Genomic DNA, 16860 nt, shown 5'->3' on the forward strand with positions numbered 1-16860 from the left:
GCTGAACTGTTACATATTTACAAATATTTTTCTTTGAGTACTTGACAATACCCTTACAATATTATATACTAATATTCGCTGTGAACGAAGTGTTTCACGTGTGTGCGATTAGCTCAGCTGGATAGAGCGTCTGGCTACGGACCAGAAGGTCGGGAGTTCGAATCTTCTATCGCACGTAGTAAAAAAGATTGTTCTGAAATTCAGAACAATCTTTTTTGTTATTTGCTTCTGCCATTTATTGTGCAAATCGTTCTGCCTGCATAGCAACCAGCTCTTTATCATCAAAATAGTTAATCTTCATCGCTTCTTTTACATCGTGCAGTGTCCGTGCAGCAGCCTCTTCGGCCTTCTCGCTTCCTTTTTTCAATATCTCATATACATATGGTATATCCTTCTGGTATTCCTTTCTGCGATTGCGGATCGGTTCTAGTTCTGCCTGGAGCACTTTATTCAAGAAGCGTTTTACCTTCATGTCTCCCAAGCCACCTCGTTTATAATGTTCCTTTAACTCATCCAAGTTTTCATAGTCCGGCAGAAATTCTGCAAAATATTCTTGCCTGCAAAATGCATCGAGATAAGTGAAAACTGTATTCCCTTCCAGCTTACCCGGATCTTCCACACGGATATGCTCCGGATCCGTAAACATACTGAACACTTTCTTCTGAATTTCCTCCGGTTCTTCCGACAGATAAATACAGTTTCCCAGAGATTTGCTCATTTTTGCCTTACCGTCTGTCCCCGGCAAGCGCAGACATGCCTGATTATCCGGAAGTAGAATATCCGGTTCTACCAGCGTCTCTCCATATACAGAATTGAATTTTCTAACAATTTCTTTTGTCTGTTCCAACATAGGAAGCTGATCCTCTCCTACCGGAACTATTGTCGCCTTAAACGCCGTAATATCCGCTGCCTGGCTGATCGGATAAGTAAAAAATCCTACCGGAATACTCGCCTCGAAATTGCGCATCTGTATCTCTGCCTTTACTGTAGGATTCCTCTGAAGTCTTGACACCGTCACCAGATTCATATAATAGAAGGATAACTCACAGAGCTCTGGAATCTGTGATTGAATAAACATTGTACATTTTTCTGGTTCCAGCCCGCAGGCAAGATAATCCAGCGCAACCTCTATAATATTCTGACGCACCTTCTCCGGATCATCCGCATTATCTGTCAATGCCTGTGCATCTGCTATCATTACATACATTTCGTCAAAGTCATTTTTATTCTGCAGTTCTACCCTGCGTTTTAAAGAACCTACATAGTGCCCGACGTGCAGCTTTCCAGTAGGTCTGTCACCTGTCAGCATGATCTTTTTCATCTTTTTCTTTCCTCCTGCGCTCATTCACTTTTCCCATCTATATAGACGAGACGCTTTTTTTATTATAACACTATCCTACTCTTTTGGAAACGGCTATTTCTTTCTATCTGCCGTTCTATAAAACAATAACGGCAGGTAATCTACACTGCCGTCTTCGCTTTTTCTATTCTTTTTTGTTTTTGCTACACCCTCTGTTCGCTTACATTTGGTGCTTTCTTCCTCTCTGCTGCATAAACAAACTGATACAATGTATATGCCATCAAAAATGCACCCATCACATCGATAACCGAATGTTGTTTTAAAAACATCGTAGCTAAAATAATCAATCCTGCCAGAATAAAGGCGCTCATGCTGAGCAGCTTATGTTTCCGTAACTCCCTGCTTTCATAAATAGCAATACATGCGGCAAGAGAGTTAAATACATGAAGACTCGGAAATACATTCGTAGGCGTATCTGCCATATACAGCATCTTTACCATATCCGTAAATATATTGTCCCGTGGGAATACAATCGGCCTAAGCGCTACTCCATTTGGAAATAAAGTGGAAACCACAAGGAAAATAGTCATGCCTATAAAGCTCAATTTTGCAAGTTTATAAAATCCATTTACATCGGTAAAGAAAAAGTACAAAAATACAACTGCAATAAATACAAACCAGAGCAGATATGGCACAATAAAATACTCAACAAATGGGATTTTGTTATCCAGAGCAGAGTGAATTACATGATATTCTGAATGTACCGTAATATGTTTCTCTAAGTACATAAACCACGGCATATAAATCAATGCATAAAGAAATACCCACGCATGCTTATATTTCTTTATGAAATTAAAAATTCTTTCCTTTGCCGTCATGTAAACTACTTCCTTCTCTACAAAAATCCTACAACTTTGCCCCGATTATATCACGATTCTATTTCGGCAACAATAATATTCATCAATTCTTAACAAATCTTTTGAATTTCTTTACCTTTTATTATATTATCCGTTTCGTTCAAAAATGTACATCTGGAACTTTCTCTTTGCCCTCCATACTTCATACTCACTTCTAAGCGTCCACACTGCAACCGGAGCCCGAAACACATACTGGTTCATCCACAGACTTAAGTTTGCCGCATCAGACATTTTATAAGAAATAAAGTCAGGACGGCAAAATACATTTGTCAGCAAATACTTTACAAAAAATCGAAAGATATAATGCGGCTTTTTACCTGCCCTGGTAAGATTTTCAGACAACTGCCCACGCAGAATTTCCGAACGATTCTTTTTAAGCCACCGCAATACAAAACAGTTAAAGGACTGAATCATATATTTCCCTCCGTATCCTTCTAATTCCTTCTCCAGATATTCACAAATCCGCGTATCTGCGGTAGGAAGCTTTACTTCTATAAGAAGAGGCACGCGTCCGTCTACATAGCCCAGCACTTCCTTTAGAAGCGGTATCCTCTCTTTTGTATCCAGAAGGTTATAGTTTTTCATCTCTCGATAATCTGTTTCCTCCACCCTTCCATCTCTCGCACACACTCTGTTAAATGTCTCATCATGGAATACAACGATTTTTTTATCTCTGGATAAATGCACATCCAACTCAATACCGTACCCTTCCTTTACCGCTGCTCTAAACGCCGCCATAGAGTTCTCTGGAATCCCCATTTTTACATTGTGAAGTCCCCTATGAGCCCACTGCACTCCCAAAAATGGATGAAGTCTTTTTCTTCCGCCCAGACGCGGAGCTGTAAGAAACAAATAAAATATAATACACAATAGAAGTATCCCAATTATAGACAGCCACATCCTGACTTCCTCCTATCAAGCCGTAATAATCCGAATCCGGTCCGGCAACAGACATGCCTTCATTTCATCTCTTAAAAATACCGGTTCGCCATCTGTATGAATAGGCAGAGGACTTTCCAGACGTATCGCAATACTTTTACACTGCAAAGTAGTTACCCCTTTAAAGTATACATGTCCGCCCCAAAATGCAGTGGGAAGCAGACAAAGAATTTTCCATTTGGGAAGTCCTGACACTATAATGACATCCAGCTTTCCGTCCTGCGCCGATGCCTTAGGACAAAAACGAAAGCCGCCGCCCTCGTATTGCTGGTTCATAGCAGCGATAAAATATGTCCTGTCATATACTGCTTTTTCTCCTGTATCCAGACAAACCTCTGCCCGTACCGCAGGATCTTTTATCAGGCGCCTTAGAGCTACCACTGCATAGCTTAATTTCCCCATATGCAATTTATTCAAAAATTGTTTCCACTTTGACAGACAGACCTCATGGCAGACCGCCGCATCAAACCCGATTCCGGCGCTTACCGCAAATCTTTTCTGCTTGTCCTTTCGTATCATCAGGCCTACGTCTATTTCCCTGATATACTTACGCTCCAGGAGCAAGTCGAGCGCTTCTTTCGGTTCCTTTGGAATCTGTATTCCTCTGGCGAAGTCATTGCTTGAGCCAATCGGTATATAGCCAAGTATCACTTTACGAAGGTCGCAGATTCCGTTCAAAACCTCATTGACTGTCCCGTCTCCTCCAAGCACAGCAAGGATATGTTCTTTTCCATCCTTTGTCACTTCTCTGGCTATGTCTGCTGCCTCGCCTGCATATCTGGTCAAATATGCACGATAAACAATTCTTCTCTTTTTCAGTTCCGGCTCCAGTCTGTCCCATGTTAGTTTTCCCGTTCCTGACCTCGCCCTGGGATTGACTATAAAAATATATTCCATCTCCTGCTCCCGCCTTTTATTCTTTCCCCTCACATACAGTACTATCCAGGTACCTTTCCAGAGAACGGCTCATGTTTCCTTCAAAATCAGCATCTCCATTCCTAAGACACCATTCAAACACATTGCCAATTACAATCATACGGATATCTGTCGTAAATTCTTCGATTTCTCCACGCAGAGCAATGATGCCTGCGCGTACTGCTTTCTCTACATAATTTTGTACCGTTACGATCGGGTAGGGGCGCTCTGTTCTGATTGCTGCATTTAATGCCTGGTTCTTCGTATCATAATAGCCCGATATAAACTCGACTCCAAGCTCTCTGCAATATTGTACATAATTCAGATAGACCTCTATAATCGCCCTTTTTACCTCCCGCGCACTCTTTGGCACAGTCAGATAATCTGGATTCACTCTGGGCTGATCTTCTATATAGTAAGACAGTAAATCATCCTTAGTTTTAAAATGATGGTAAAAGCTTCCATTCGATACTCCCGCTTCTTCACATATATTTTTGATAGAAAGCTCTTCATACCCTTTTTTCTGTAAAATATGCTTTGCTGCCCGAAAAATCCTCTCCTTTGTCTCTCTTGATTTCAACTGCTGTCTTGACAATTCTGTCTTTTCTTCCATTGGATACACTCCTTTATTTCCTGATTCACCCGACACGTTAGTATACACCAACACTATTTTTAGTGTAGCACAAATATCCTGCAGATTCAAGAAAACAGAGTATACTCTAATATTGGGATGTAACAGTCCAGCCATACAGTGCACGCCCGTCAATAAGTAAAACGGCGGCGGCAGCCAAGATAAGCGCGCAGTGCGGTTTTACGAATGGCGCGGGCTAAGCTGTCACATTAGAGTTTATCTATGCCGGCACTCCTATTTCGATATCCTCTCTTTTATCACGCTTCTGTATGCCTCAAATGCAGATGGAATGGGGAAGCGGGTGTCAATCTCTTTTTCATCGGCGAAAATCATTTCTTCACTGCAATTTTTTTCGAGTTCATCTACCAAAATCTCATACCCCTTCATATGCCATTCTACATGGCTGAAAATATGTTTTGCATCTTCTAACTCCTTTAGTCTGACTGGCGATAGTCCAATGGCTTTACTGTATTCGATAATCTCTTTCCTGTTCAGATGTCCTTTTACATTCGGGAACTCATACAGTCCCGCAAGAAGCCCCCGCGCGGGACGCTTTTTAATTGCCACCGTATGGGTGTCCCGAAACAGTAAAACTGTCCGTTTTTCCATTCTTCTGTCTTTTGCTTTTTTCTTAACAGGCAGCTTACTCTGCTTTCCCTGTTCATATGCCAGACATATCCCCTTCACCGGACATATATTACATTTTGGTTCTCCGCCTGGAACGCATATAAGCGCCCCCAGCTCAATTAATCCCTGGTTGAAATCAGATGCAGCTTCCTCTGGAATTACCTCTTCCACCAGCTGCTCTATCTTCTTTCTCACTCCCGCTTTCATAATGTCTTCCCCGCTGGCAAGGATTCTGGACACCACTCTTAATACATTTCCATCAACAGCAGGCTTGGCAATTCCGTATGCAAAAGAGCTGATCGCTCCGGCAGTATAGCTGCCGATTCCCTTTAAAGCCGCAATCTCCTCAAAGGTACGCGGAAATTCTCCCTTATATTTTTCCACCATCTGCTGCGCCGCAATCTGCATGTTCCGTACACGGTTATAATATCCTAAGCCTTCCCAAAGCTTCAAAAGCCGTTCCTCCTGTGCTTCCGCTAATGCCTGTACATCTGGCAGTTCTTTTAAAAATCTCTCATAATATGGCTTGACCGCCTCCACACGGGTCTGCTGAAGCATAATTTCGGAAACCCATACCCGATAGGCACTCACTCGTTCTCTCCAGGGAAGCCTTCTCTTATTTTTTCTAAACCAGCTTATAAGCGGCTCGCAGGTTTCTTTCAGACGCGGAGAACCCAGCACGATGGGAACCCTTTTTTGTATTTCAATACTGTTTTCTCCCACCTTACAGTCATATGCCAGTATTTTCACTCCTTTTTCTTTTGCTTCTTTTAAAGCCTCCGCAAATACGGGATGCGTATCTGTATTCGGGGTAAAGTAGCGCACGTCGCTCATTTGAATCACGAAAAATATATATGTCTCATACCCCTCCTTTCGCGCCTCGCACAATTCCTTCACATGCTTCACTGCCCGTTCACTGGGCGCGTCTGGAAACCTGCATACCCCGTTTTCTTCCAGAGTAACCCCCTTTACCTCTATAAAAATCTTACGTTCTTCCGTCTCCACATACAAATCAAACCGCGAATTTTTATAGGTCTTTTCCTGCTGCACACACGTCACCGCAGGAAACAAATGCCCTGACTCGATCCACTCTCTTACCACTTTATTCGGTATCTGAGAATCCATATTTACCAATCGTTCTTTCTTTTGAACGGCAATTAAATCCCATTTTGTACTGCGGTTTTCACTTTTACTTTCCTGTACATAAACTTCTGCTCCAGGGTGAAGAAGCTCCGCACACCTTCCTGTATTTTTCACGTGTACCGTTTCCTGCTTTCCATGCATTCGCACATACGCAATAAAACGGTTCGGCCTTTCTATAAATATTCCCTTTTCTATTCTTTCATATTTCATCTTATCTCTCCGCTTCTGCCTTGCTTTTACCAGAATACCATATATCCGCTTTCTATGGAAGCAGGCTTTTACCGCTTACTTACATAATCAGACAGAGGAAGGAAAGGGAACTACGCTACGCTTCCCTTTCCTTCCTCTGTCCGTTATATTCGCTCCACTCCAGCCTATAATATTTTCGACAAAAATTCTTTCAGTCTTGCATCTTTTGGGTTTTCAAAAAACTCTTTCGGCGGCGCTTCCTCTACAATACGCCCTTCGTCCATGAAAATAACCCTGGATGCCACTTCTCTTGCAAACCCCATCTCATGGGTAACTACAACCATTGTCATTCCTTCCTGGGCGAGTTTTTTCATCAATTCTAAAACTTCTCCAACCATCTCCGGATCCAAAGCTGATGTCGGCTCGTCAAAGAGTATTACATCTGGGTTCATCGCAAGAGAACGAATAATTGCCACACGCTGTTTCTGACCTCCTGACAAAGTCGACGGGTACGCATCTGCCTTGTCATCCAGTCCAATTCTTTTTAAAAGCTCCAATGCCTGCTTCTTTGTCTCTTCTTTTATCTGTTCCTTTGTTGTATCGACTGGAAGCAGTTCTTTTTTATTCTTTCCACGAAATATATTTGTAAACCGGACTATGGAATTTTTTCTTTTTATTTTCTTTAAATCTTTGCATCTCAAATAAAAAGGCGCCATCATCACATTTTGCAGCACTGTTTTATTGTTGAACAAATTAAAATGCTGAAATACCATTCCCATTTTACGGCGGTGCAGATTGATGTCCACCTTCATATCTGCAATATCTACACCTTTAAATATAATGCTTCCCTCTGTAGGATCCTCCATACAGTTTAAACACCTCAAGAATGTACTTTTTCCGGAGCCGGATGGTCCGAGTACAGCTACAATATCCCCTTTGTTAATCGTGATATTGATGCTTTTAAGCACTTCTATATCGCCAAAGCTTTTCTTCAGATTAATTACGTCTATCACTCTTCTTCAGGCTCCTTTCTAATAATTTTACAAGCAGGGAAATCAACAGCACAAGCGCAATATAAATCAGCGCCATCACCAAATATGGAACCATAAATTCATAGCTGTTCGTTCCAATATAATTGAATGCAACATAAAGATCCGCTGCTCCTACAAAGCTTACTACAGATGTTTCCTTAATCAATGCAATAAATTCATTGCCCAGCGTCGGTAAAATATTTTTAACCGCCTGTGGAATGACAATTTTCGACATACTGGCGCCAAAGCTTAAGCCCACTGCACGTCCTGCCTCCATCTGCCCTGGATCCACCGACTGGATACCGCTGCGCATAATCTCCGATATATATGCGCCGCTGTTTAGCCCAAACACAAGCATAGCTACCTGCACGCCAGTCAGCTTCCACCCTATAATCGGAAGCAATACATAATAAAAGACCAGAAGCTGTACTACTACAGGAGTCCCGCGGAATAATGCCACATAGAAGCCGCAAATGCCATTTAAAATTCTCGGCAGTATTTTATATTTCGGCAGCACCCGTACGGTAGCAATGATTGTTCCTATGATAATTCCTATGATCAAGCCGCAGACTGCTATCATAAGCGTATTTTGCAGCCCTTCTATTACTTTCACATAGCCATTCTGCTCCAGAAAAATCTCTATAAACTTATCTATTTTCTGACTAAAATTGCCCATTGTTTCCCTTTCTTAAAAGAAGGAAGGCGTTTCCTCATATCTTGCGCCTTCCTCTTTTTCATCCTGTTTTCTTACACTGTTTTTAATTTTAAGTCTTGCTCTTTTCTGGCTCTTCTATAAATTACAGCATCTCATTGATCGATTCTGAAATTGCAGCCGCAGGCGCAGCATCAATGATCACATACTGAATATTTCCGTTTAGCATATCCTGTACGGCCAGAGAGCCACTCTTATATGTCTGGCATTTTGCCGGAAGTCCCGCAAATCCAAGATCTTCACTGCCTTCTACATAGCTCTGCCCCGTTGTTCCCTGCTGTACGCCAACTACATCTGATTCTTTCAGCTCGTTCAGCTTTGCCGCTACTGCTTCTGCATCCTTGCAGTCGTCAAACTCTGTATTGTCACTCGGCACGATCAGACGCTGTGAAGCCTGATAATAAGAATCCGAGAATGTTACATATTCCTTCCTGTCCTCGCTGATTGTCAAACCGGCCATTGCAATATCACATTTCTGCTGTCCTACTGAAAGACATACAGCATCGAAATCCATATTCTGAATCACAAGCTCTTTTCCCAGCTTATCTGCCAGTAATGAAGCAATTTCCATATCTATTCCATAATAGTCTTCGCCTTTTGTATATTCGAACGGCTCAAAAGCTGCGTTTGTTGCAACTACAAGCTGATCCTTAGATTCGTCCAGCTTCGCAGATTTTACTGCCTCCGGTTCACCGCCGCCAAAATATTTGTCACAGATTTCATCCAGTGTTCCGTCCTCTTTAATTTCAGCAATAAATGCATTTACTTCTTCTAAAAGCTCCGGCTGGTTTTTATCTATACCAAAAGCGTACTCTTCATTTGTAAGGTCAATATCGATTACCTTTGCTGATACTGCCCCGCCCTTTTCATCCTCTGAACCACCACTTTTTCCTTCGTCCTTGCTGCCACATCCAACAACCATACCGGTTGCAAGAGCTACTGTCAGACACAGTGCTAAAAACTTCTTCATCGTTCTCTCCTCCAATTTTATCTTTCATTCTGCATAATAATACAGCTCATCTTCATAATTTTAACATGTTTTTACGAAAAATCAACCCTTATACTGCATTTAATACATCTTTATGCAAGGAATGCTATCAGGCCAAAATATAAAAACACAACGATTCCCAAAGCGATTCTGTAATATCCAAATACTTTGAAATCATGGTTTTGTATGTACTTCATCAAAAATTTAATAGCAAAGATGGACACAAGGAAGGAAATCAGCATTCCCAACAAAAGTAAAAATACTTCCATCCCCGTAAATCCCAGTCCAAAGTGCCTCAGCTTTACCAGGCTTGCTCCAAACATTGCCGGAATCGCCAGAAAGAATGTAAATTCAGCCGCAACGCTTCGCGCAGTCCCTAAAATCAAGGCTCCCACTATTGTTGCACCAGACCGGGAGGTTCCCGGAATCATCGCCAGCATCTGAAATACCCCGATAATAAGCACCGTAGGGATCGTCAGCTGTGATATTTTGTTAATCTTTGGGGTTTTTCCCTTATGATAGTTCTCTACTATAATAAACAGAATACCATATACAATTAACATAGCTGCAACTACATAAGAATTGTTGAACTTTTCTTCAATAAAGTCATTGAACAGGATGCCTACCACACCTGCCGGAATAGAACCAATGACAACTTTTATCCAGAGCTGAATCGTCATCATTTTCTGCTTTTGCGTTTTCTTCGGCGAAAACGGATTCAGACGGTGAAAATAAATAACAACCACTGCCATGATGGAGCCTAACTGTACCAGAACATTAAACATATCCATAAAGGACTGGCTCACTTTCAGATTTACAAACTCCTCCACAAGAATTAAATGTCCAGTGCTGCTTATGGGGAGCCACTCTGTAATCCCCTGCACGATTCCTAATATTATGACCTTTAATGCCTCTAACATGCTTTTCCTCCTCTAAAGAACAAATTTCTCAATCGCCTTTGCCGCGCCCTCTTCTTCATTCGTTCCCGTAATATAATCTGCCGCTTTTTTTACCTGCTCTTCTGCATTTTCCATCGCCACGCCCAGCCCGACTTCCTTAAGCATAGCTTCGTCGTTATCCCCGTCTCCGCATGCCATAATTTCTTCCCGTTCAATTCCAAGCATCTTGCCCAATTCTACAAGCGCCATCCCTTTATTCACGCCTGCACCATTTATTTCTATATTATATCCGAGAGAACCAACCAGAACGATCTCCTTATCCTGCTCCAGTTCCTTCCATGCCCTCGCTCTTTCTTCCATATCTGCGAACAATATCTGTGTTTTATCAACTGGTTTATTCAGTTGTCCTAAAAATGTCATAATATCTGGCACTGTTATTCTCGTAGAACGAACATACTTCCACATATGTGGATCTTTATGGTACTGGTATATCTTCTCAAATTGTTCTTCTTCTATATAGCCCCTGTTCTCAAAGTACACCTCTTGTAATGTATCATATTTCCGCGCGGTTTCCAATATTTTTTTTGCTTTTTCAACGGGAAGCAGATGTTCGATCAATGCCTTCTGTGTTTTGGTCTCTATCACTCTTGCCCCATTGGAGGTCACTGCATAGCGCATCCCCGTCAGGTCTTTCAGTTCGTCTGGAATCCCCGACCAGGGACGACCTGTGGCGACTAATACAACTACCCCTTTGTCAATTGCCCTTTGGAGCACTTCTCTTGTATATGGAAGTATTTCTTTCTTATTATTGAACAGTGTCCCATCCAAATCCAATCCAATCATTTTAATCTTTTTCTTCATCTTATGCTTTCCTTTCTTAAGAATTCTTTCTCTGTCATTTCCTTCTCTTCTTCCCTGAATTACAAGTAGTAGTCTTTTTGTATACGCTTCCAAAAGCATGAAACTCTTGGCTGTAGACGGGATATTTCTAAAAAATCTATAACATATTCTATCAAAATTTGCCTAATAACGCAATTTATAGTATAATAGCTTCCGTACAAGTTGTAACAGTTCAGCCCGCGCCATTCGTAAAACCGCACTGCGTGCTTATCGTGGCTACCGCCACCGTTTTACTCATTGATGGGCGCTTAAGCTCATACAGATGTACGCTCGCAAAAACATGCAAGCATGGTTTTATGCTTCCCGCACACTGTATGGCTGAACTATTACTACAAGTTTACTCTCTCTTTTTAAAGGCATATATAGCCAGTAGGAGGGAGTATCTGATAGAAAATAATCAGATACAGAAAGGAATTGAAAATATGGAATTGCATTCAAAGCGCATGCTTCGTACAGGTGTTATTCTAGTATGCTGCCTCGTACTCGTACTTTCCCTTTTTCCCGCATATGCAGAAGATTCGGAAAGCCTGGAAAGCAAAACCTCCGAACTTGAAAATCAATTATCCGGTATAAATCAGGAAATGGTTTCAATCAGCGAGGAGATCTCTACTATAGAGATGCAGGTTGAAATCACAAACGGTGAAATCCAAAGAACAGAAGAATCTTTGCAGACCGCCGAAGAAAATGAGGCCAAACAGTACGCCAATATGAAAACCCGTATTAAATATATGTATGAAAATGGGGATGCATCACTGTTAGAATGGCTTTGTTCCGCCGAAAATCTGTCAGATTTCTTAAACAAAGCAGACTTCATCCAGAATATCAGCGATTATGACCGCAATATGTTGTTAGAGCTCCAGGAAACACAGCAGCAGATTGCAGATCAGAAGGAAACATTGGAGACCCAGCAGACCTCCCTGACAGAGCTTCAAACCAGTTTGGAGACGCAGCAGGCACAGCTTCAGGCAAAGGCGGAGGCTACTTCTACGGATTTAGCCCAGTTCCAGACACAATTAGAACAAGCCAGAGCACAGGAGGCGGCAGCAGCAGCGGCAGCGCAGCAGCAGGCTGCGCAGGAAACAGGTTCTTCTAATGTAAATGGTTCCTATGATGATACAATCATAAACGGCGGAGGCTCTGTTGTAGCAGAAGATGAGGTCACTCTGCTGGCGGCATTGATTCAATGCGAAGCCTATCAGGATTATGATTGTCTCCTTGCAGTTGCAACAGTAATCATGAATCGTGTCGCTGATCCCAGGTTTGGGAATACTATCACAGAGGTTATCTATGCAAGCGGACAGTTTGAACCCGTCTGGACCGGTCGCCTGGATGAAGTCCTGTTACAGGGACCTACCTCCCTTTCCATGCAGGTCGCACAGGATGCTGTGAACGGCGCGCGGCTGGCTGCTGTAGCTGACTGTTATTACTTCCTGTACGCGGGCACCGGACATCCCGGAATCAATATAGGAAATAATGTATTCTTCCCGAGCTGGTAAATTGACGAAATATAAAGTTAATTGACGAAAAGATTTGCACAAGAGGGCGTGTATTACAACGTTCGTCAAGGCTTCGCCGGAATTCCTCACTTTTGCAACACACGCCCTCTTGCGCTTACACTTTCGCCAGCTTAAGTTTATAATTTCAGACAAAAAAGAACCGACTTCACGCTGCTATACATTTCCAATCGGAAGCAAACAAATTTTTCTGGTTGGGAACTCGTGGTAGAGTGAAGTCGATTTTTTTCATGAAATTTAACTAACAAAGTGCCTTCCGAATGGCGAGGGAAAAACTTCTGACTGAAAGTGACAGCAAAAAACACTGTGTCAGATAAGCGGGTCCTGCCCTGTGTTCTGATACAGTGTTTTTTGCGTACCTTCTGTTAAAGCTTTTCTTTCAGACGAGGAAGGTATTTTTGTCAACTTCCGCAGTGCCAGCTCAATTCCGCATACGCTTCATTTCGCTATCGGCAGTCGCCGAATGAAAAGAAGCAGACAAACTTCTGTTTACATGCGAGCATGCCACAGAGTTTGTCTGTTCTTTTCGCACTGCTTGTTGCTTCGTTAAATTTATATTCTATTGATAATCAATAATATCAATCCATTTCATCAGAAATTCTTTTTCTAATTCGTTGTCTTTGGCAAGCTGTGCCCCTGCTACAATCGGAAGCCACTGCTGTACGTACTGTCTTGGGGTATCGCTCTTTTGACAGAATAGTTTCATATACAAATCTGCGGTGTCCTGATCCTTCAGCGCAAACAGAAGATATGTCATTGCCGCGTCTGCGCTCGCGTTTCCCTGTGTCGCATGCGCCCAGTCGACAACGGTCATCTTTCCATTTTTCCCTACAATTACGTTGCTTGGATTAAAATCACCGTGGCACACTTTATTGTGCTTCGGCATACTTTCAAGGCGTGTCAGCAGCTCATATCTGTTTGTTGCGTCCAGTTCTTTCAGGCTGTTAATCTGACGTACCAGCTTATCCTTCATTCCTTTTAACAGCGGGGAGGTCTTTTTATGGATTTCCAACTGTAAATCTACAAAGTCTTCCATATACTTCTCCAGATTTTTCTTGTCGGATTCCATCATCTCTTCCAGTGTCTTTCCATCTTTATACTCAATTGCAATTGCCCACTTCTTATCCACCTGGAACACTTCTTTCACCTTAGGTATATCCAGACCTGTCTCCTCTATCCGAGCAGTAATCAGGGCTTCATTAAATACATCTGATTTTGGATGAGACTCCTCGAAAACTTTTACAATTGCATCCTCACATTTATACACTTCTTTATAAGGGCGTTTCACAATGAGTTCTTTGTTTTCTAATTTCATATGGCACATCCTCCTTTTCCGGATATTCTTTTTTCGCTTCTATATCCTTTTTGAATTGCCCTTATTATACAACAACTCCCGGGACAATGTAAGCCCCGGGAGTTAATTTTGTGCAATTTTTAACTAACTTTTTCCACTTTAAAAGATTGTTAATTATTTGCCATAGTAGCATTTCAGATAAATTTCTTTGATTTCCTTCATCAGCGGATATCTCGGGTTTGCGCCCGTACACTGGTCATTGAATGCCTGTTCACACATTTCATCCAATGTATCCAGGAAATACTTTTCGTCAATGCCATAGTCTTTGATTGTCTTCTTAATTCCTATCTTCTCTTTCAGATCCTCCAGCTTTGCAAGGAAGTTTTCGAATACTTCTTTGTCATCTTTTCCGGTGCAGCCTGCAAAGCGTCCTAATTCTGCGTATCTTGCAAGCGCATGTGGATATTGATACTGTGAGAATGTCCCCATCTTTGTTGGAGCCTCTGCCGCGTTATATCTCATAACTTCCGTCAGGAGAACTGCATTTGCAACACCATGCGGCAGATGATGGAATGCTCCCAGTTTATGAGCCATAGAATGATTTACGCCCAGGAAAGCATTTGCAAATGCCATACCTGCCAGACAGGATGCATTCGCCATCTCTTCACGCGCTTTCGGGTCATTTGCTCCGTTCTCATAGGCTGACGGAAGATTTTCAAATACCATCTTTACCGCCTTCATTGCAAGACCGTCAGTGTAATCTGTCGCCATGATAGACACATATGCTTCAATCGCGTGTGTCATAACGTCGATACCAGAAGCACTTGTCAGTCCTTTTGGCTGTGTCATCATGTTGTCTACGTCTACAATCGCCATATTCGGAAGCAGGGCATAATCAGCAATCGGCCATTTTACTCCTGTGTCCGCGTCTGTAATAATTGCAAACGGAGTCACCTCTGAACCTGTTCCTGAAGATGTAGGAATCGCTACAAAGTATGCTTTCTCACCCATTTTCGGGAAAGTAAATACTCTCTTTCTGATATCCATGAAGTCCATCGCCATATCTTCAAAATCAGCTTCCGGATGTTCATACATAATCCACATAATCTTTGCTGCATCCATTGCAGAGCCGCCGCCCAGAGCAATGATTGTATCTGGTTCAAACTGCCGCATCTGGTCTACGCCCTTCTGTGCGCACTGCAGAGTCGGATCTGGAGCAACCTCGAAGAAGCATGTATGCTGAATTCCCATCTCATCTAATTTTTCTTCAATTGGATTTACATATCCATTTTTGTACAGGAAAGAGTCTGTAACAATAAATGCTTTTTTCTTGTGCAGAACAGTTCCAAGCTCATCCAGTGCCACCGGCATACAGCCTTTCTTAAAGTATACTTTTTCAGGTGTTCTAAACCACAGCATATTCTCTCTCCTCTCAGCGACTGTCTTTACATTCAGCAGGTGTTTTACTCCTACGTTTTCAGATACGGAGTTTCCGCCCCATGAACCACATCCAAGTGTCAGAGATGGAGCCAGTTTGAAGTTATAAAGATCACCGATACCACCATGGGAGGATGGAGTGTTAATCAATACACGGCATGTTTTCATTGCTGCTGCGTGCTTTTCAATTTTTTCTTTCTCTGCCGGATGTACATACAGAGAAGCTGTGTGTCCATATCCGCCGTCAGCTACCAACTGCGCTGCTTTCTCAAGTGCTTCGTCAAATGTTTTCGCTCTATACATACCAAGTACAGGAGATAATTTTTCATGGGCAAATTCTTCTGATATATCCACAGATTCTACTTCACCAATTAGAATCTTTGTGTCTTCAGGAACATCAACGCCCGCCATCTTAGCGATCTCATAAGCTGATTTTCCTGGAATTTTACTGTTTAGCGCGCCATTGATAATGATTGTTTTACGCACTTTGTCAAGTTCTGCACCCTTTTTCAAGAAATAGCAGCCGCGGTATGCGAATTCTTTTTTTACCTCGTCATATATACTGTCTAAAACAGTGACAGACTGCTCAGAAGCACATATCATACCATTGTCAAAGGTCTTAGAATGGATAATGGAATTTACCGCCATTCTCACATCCGCAGTATCATCAATGATAACGGGTGTATTTCCTGCACCTACGCCAAGAGCCGGTTTTCCGGATGAATACGCTGCCTTTACCATTCCCGGACCGCCTGTTGCAAGGATAATATCGGATTCTTTCATTACCATGTTTGTCAGTTCCAGTGAAGGAGCATCAATCCATCCAATAATTCCCTCCGGAGCCCCTGCCTTTACTGCTGCGTCCAAAACTACTTTTGCTGCCGCAATCGTACAAGCCTTTGCAGCCGGATGCGGACTGATGATAATTGCGTTTCTTGTCTTTAAACAAATCAGTGTTTTAAAGATAGCTGTAGATGTCGGATTTGTCGTAGGAATAACTGCTGCCACAAGTCCGATTGGTTCAGCCACTTTTTTGATTCCGTAAGCCGCATCTTCTTCAATAATTCCGCAGGTCTTTGTATCCTTATATGCGTTGTAAATATACTCTGCCGCATAATGATTTTTGATAACCTTATCCTCTACGATACCTCTCTGTGTCTCTTCCACTGCCATTTTTGCAAGTGGAATTCTCTGCTTGTTTGCCGCCATAGCAGCCTCATAGAAAATTTTATCTACTTGTTCCTGTGAAAATGTAGCAAAAATCTTCTGTGCTTCGCGCATCGCTTTCATTTTTGCTTCCAGTGTCTCTACACTGTCAACAACATCCGGCACTACAACTTTCTCTTTTTTCGCCATTTCAGTAATCCTCCTGTAATTGAAAATAATAAACTTTTCCTAACCACAATTCTCAGTATACATGGTTG

Annotated in this window: 14 protein-coding genes and 1 tRNA gene; 2 read left to right on the forward strand and 13 right to left on the reverse strand. The window is 42.2% G+C overall.

The window, feature by feature from the left end; translation table 11 throughout:
* Positions 1 to 102: 102 nt before the first annotated feature.
* Positions 103 to 176 (forward strand) — tRNA-Arg (locus H8S37_RS07550).
* Between the two features lie 59 nt (positions 177 to 235).
* Here H8S37_RS07550 and trpS read toward each other — a convergent pair.
* The 11 genes from trpS to H8S37_RS07605 all read right to left on the reverse strand — a co-directional run bounded on the left by trpS (position 236) and on the right by H8S37_RS07605 (position 11152).
* A complete protein-coding gene (gene trpS, locus H8S37_RS07555; protein WP_186875371.1) occupies positions 236 to 1321 on the reverse strand; it encodes a tryptophan--tRNA ligase in 1086 nt (361 codons plus the stop codon).
* A gap of 182 nt (positions 1322 to 1503) precedes the next feature.
* The gene (locus H8S37_RS07560) at positions 1504 to 2178 is read right to left on the reverse strand and encodes a phosphatase PAP2 family protein (RefSeq protein WP_186875372.1); all 675 of its coding nucleotides are present in this window, start codon (positions 2176 to 2178) and stop codon (positions 1504 to 1506) included.
* 126 nt (positions 2179 to 2304) lie between these two features.
* A complete protein-coding gene (locus tag H8S37_RS07565; RefSeq protein WP_186875373.1) occupies positions 2305 to 3117 on the reverse strand; it encodes a glycerophosphodiester phosphodiesterase family protein in 813 nt (270 codons plus the stop codon).
* Positions 3118 to 3132: 15 nt separating this feature from the next.
* Positions 3133 to 4053 carry a diacylglycerol/lipid kinase family protein gene (locus H8S37_RS07570; RefSeq protein ID WP_186875374.1) on the reverse strand — a complete coding sequence of 307 codons (921 nt, stop codon included), beginning with the start codon at positions 4051 to 4053 and terminating at the stop codon, positions 3133 to 3135.
* 16 nt (positions 4054 to 4069) lie between these two features.
* Positions 4070 to 4684 carry a TetR/AcrR family transcriptional regulator gene (locus H8S37_RS07575; RefSeq protein WP_186875375.1) on the reverse strand — a complete coding sequence of 205 codons (615 nt, stop codon included), beginning with the start codon at positions 4682 to 4684 and terminating at the stop codon, positions 4070 to 4072.
* A gap of 252 nt (positions 4685 to 4936) precedes the next feature.
* Positions 4937 to 6682: an A/G-specific adenine glycosylase gene (gene mutY, locus H8S37_RS07580; protein WP_186875376.1), complete on the reverse strand. Its 1746-nt coding sequence runs from the start codon at positions 6680 to 6682 to the stop codon at positions 4937 to 4939.
* A 164-nt stretch (positions 6683 to 6846) separates the two neighbouring features.
* Positions 6847 to 7674, reverse strand: coding sequence for an amino acid ABC transporter ATP-binding protein (locus tag H8S37_RS07585; RefSeq protein WP_186875377.1), 828 nt, complete (start codon positions 7672 to 7674; stop codon positions 6847 to 6849).
* Entirely contained in the window at positions 7658 to 8368 is a 711-nt protein-coding gene (locus tag H8S37_RS07590; protein ID WP_186875378.1) for an amino acid ABC transporter permease, read from the reverse strand. The genes H8S37_RS07585 and H8S37_RS07590 overlap by 17 nt, the downstream gene beginning before the upstream one ends.
* A gap of 121 nt (positions 8369 to 8489) precedes the next feature.
* Positions 8490 to 9374: a transporter substrate-binding domain-containing protein gene (locus tag H8S37_RS07595; protein WP_186875379.1), complete on the reverse strand. Its 885-nt coding sequence runs from the start codon at positions 9372 to 9374 to the stop codon at positions 8490 to 8492.
* A gap of 110 nt (positions 9375 to 9484) precedes the next feature.
* The gene (locus tag H8S37_RS07600; RefSeq protein ID WP_186875380.1) at positions 9485 to 10312 is read right to left on the reverse strand and encodes an undecaprenyl-diphosphate phosphatase; all 828 of its coding nucleotides are present in this window, start codon (positions 10310 to 10312) and stop codon (positions 9485 to 9487) included.
* Positions 10313 to 10324: 12 nt separating this feature from the next.
* A complete protein-coding gene (locus H8S37_RS07605; protein ID WP_186875381.1) occupies positions 10325 to 11152 on the reverse strand; it encodes a Cof-type HAD-IIB family hydrolase in 828 nt (275 codons plus the stop codon).
* A 461-nt stretch (positions 11153 to 11613) separates the two neighbouring features.
* Between H8S37_RS07605 and H8S37_RS07610 the strand changes: the two genes are divergently transcribed.
* Positions 11614 to 12687 carry a cell wall hydrolase gene (locus H8S37_RS07610; protein WP_186875382.1) on the forward strand — a complete coding sequence of 358 codons (1074 nt, stop codon included), beginning with the start codon at positions 11614 to 11616 and terminating at the stop codon, positions 12685 to 12687.
* A 577-nt stretch (positions 12688 to 13264) separates the two neighbouring features.
* Here H8S37_RS07610 and H8S37_RS07615 read toward each other — a convergent pair.
* Positions 13265 to 14020 (reverse strand): aminoglycoside phosphotransferase family protein, encoded by a 756-nt coding sequence (locus H8S37_RS07615; protein ID WP_186875383.1) that lies wholly within the window; start codon positions 14018 to 14020, stop codon positions 13265 to 13267.
* Between the two features lie 153 nt (positions 14021 to 14173).
* Positions 14174 to 16792, reverse strand: coding sequence for a bifunctional acetaldehyde-CoA/alcohol dehydrogenase (adhE, locus tag H8S37_RS07620; protein ID WP_186875384.1), 2619 nt, complete (start codon positions 16790 to 16792; stop codon positions 14174 to 14176).
* Between the last annotated feature and the right edge of the window lie 68 nt (positions 16793 to 16860).

The sequence above is a fragment of the Mediterraneibacter hominis genome, from assembly GCF_014287475.1.
Classification (GTDB): domain Bacteria; phylum Bacillota; class Clostridia; order Lachnospirales; family Lachnospiraceae; genus Mediterraneibacter; species Mediterraneibacter hominis.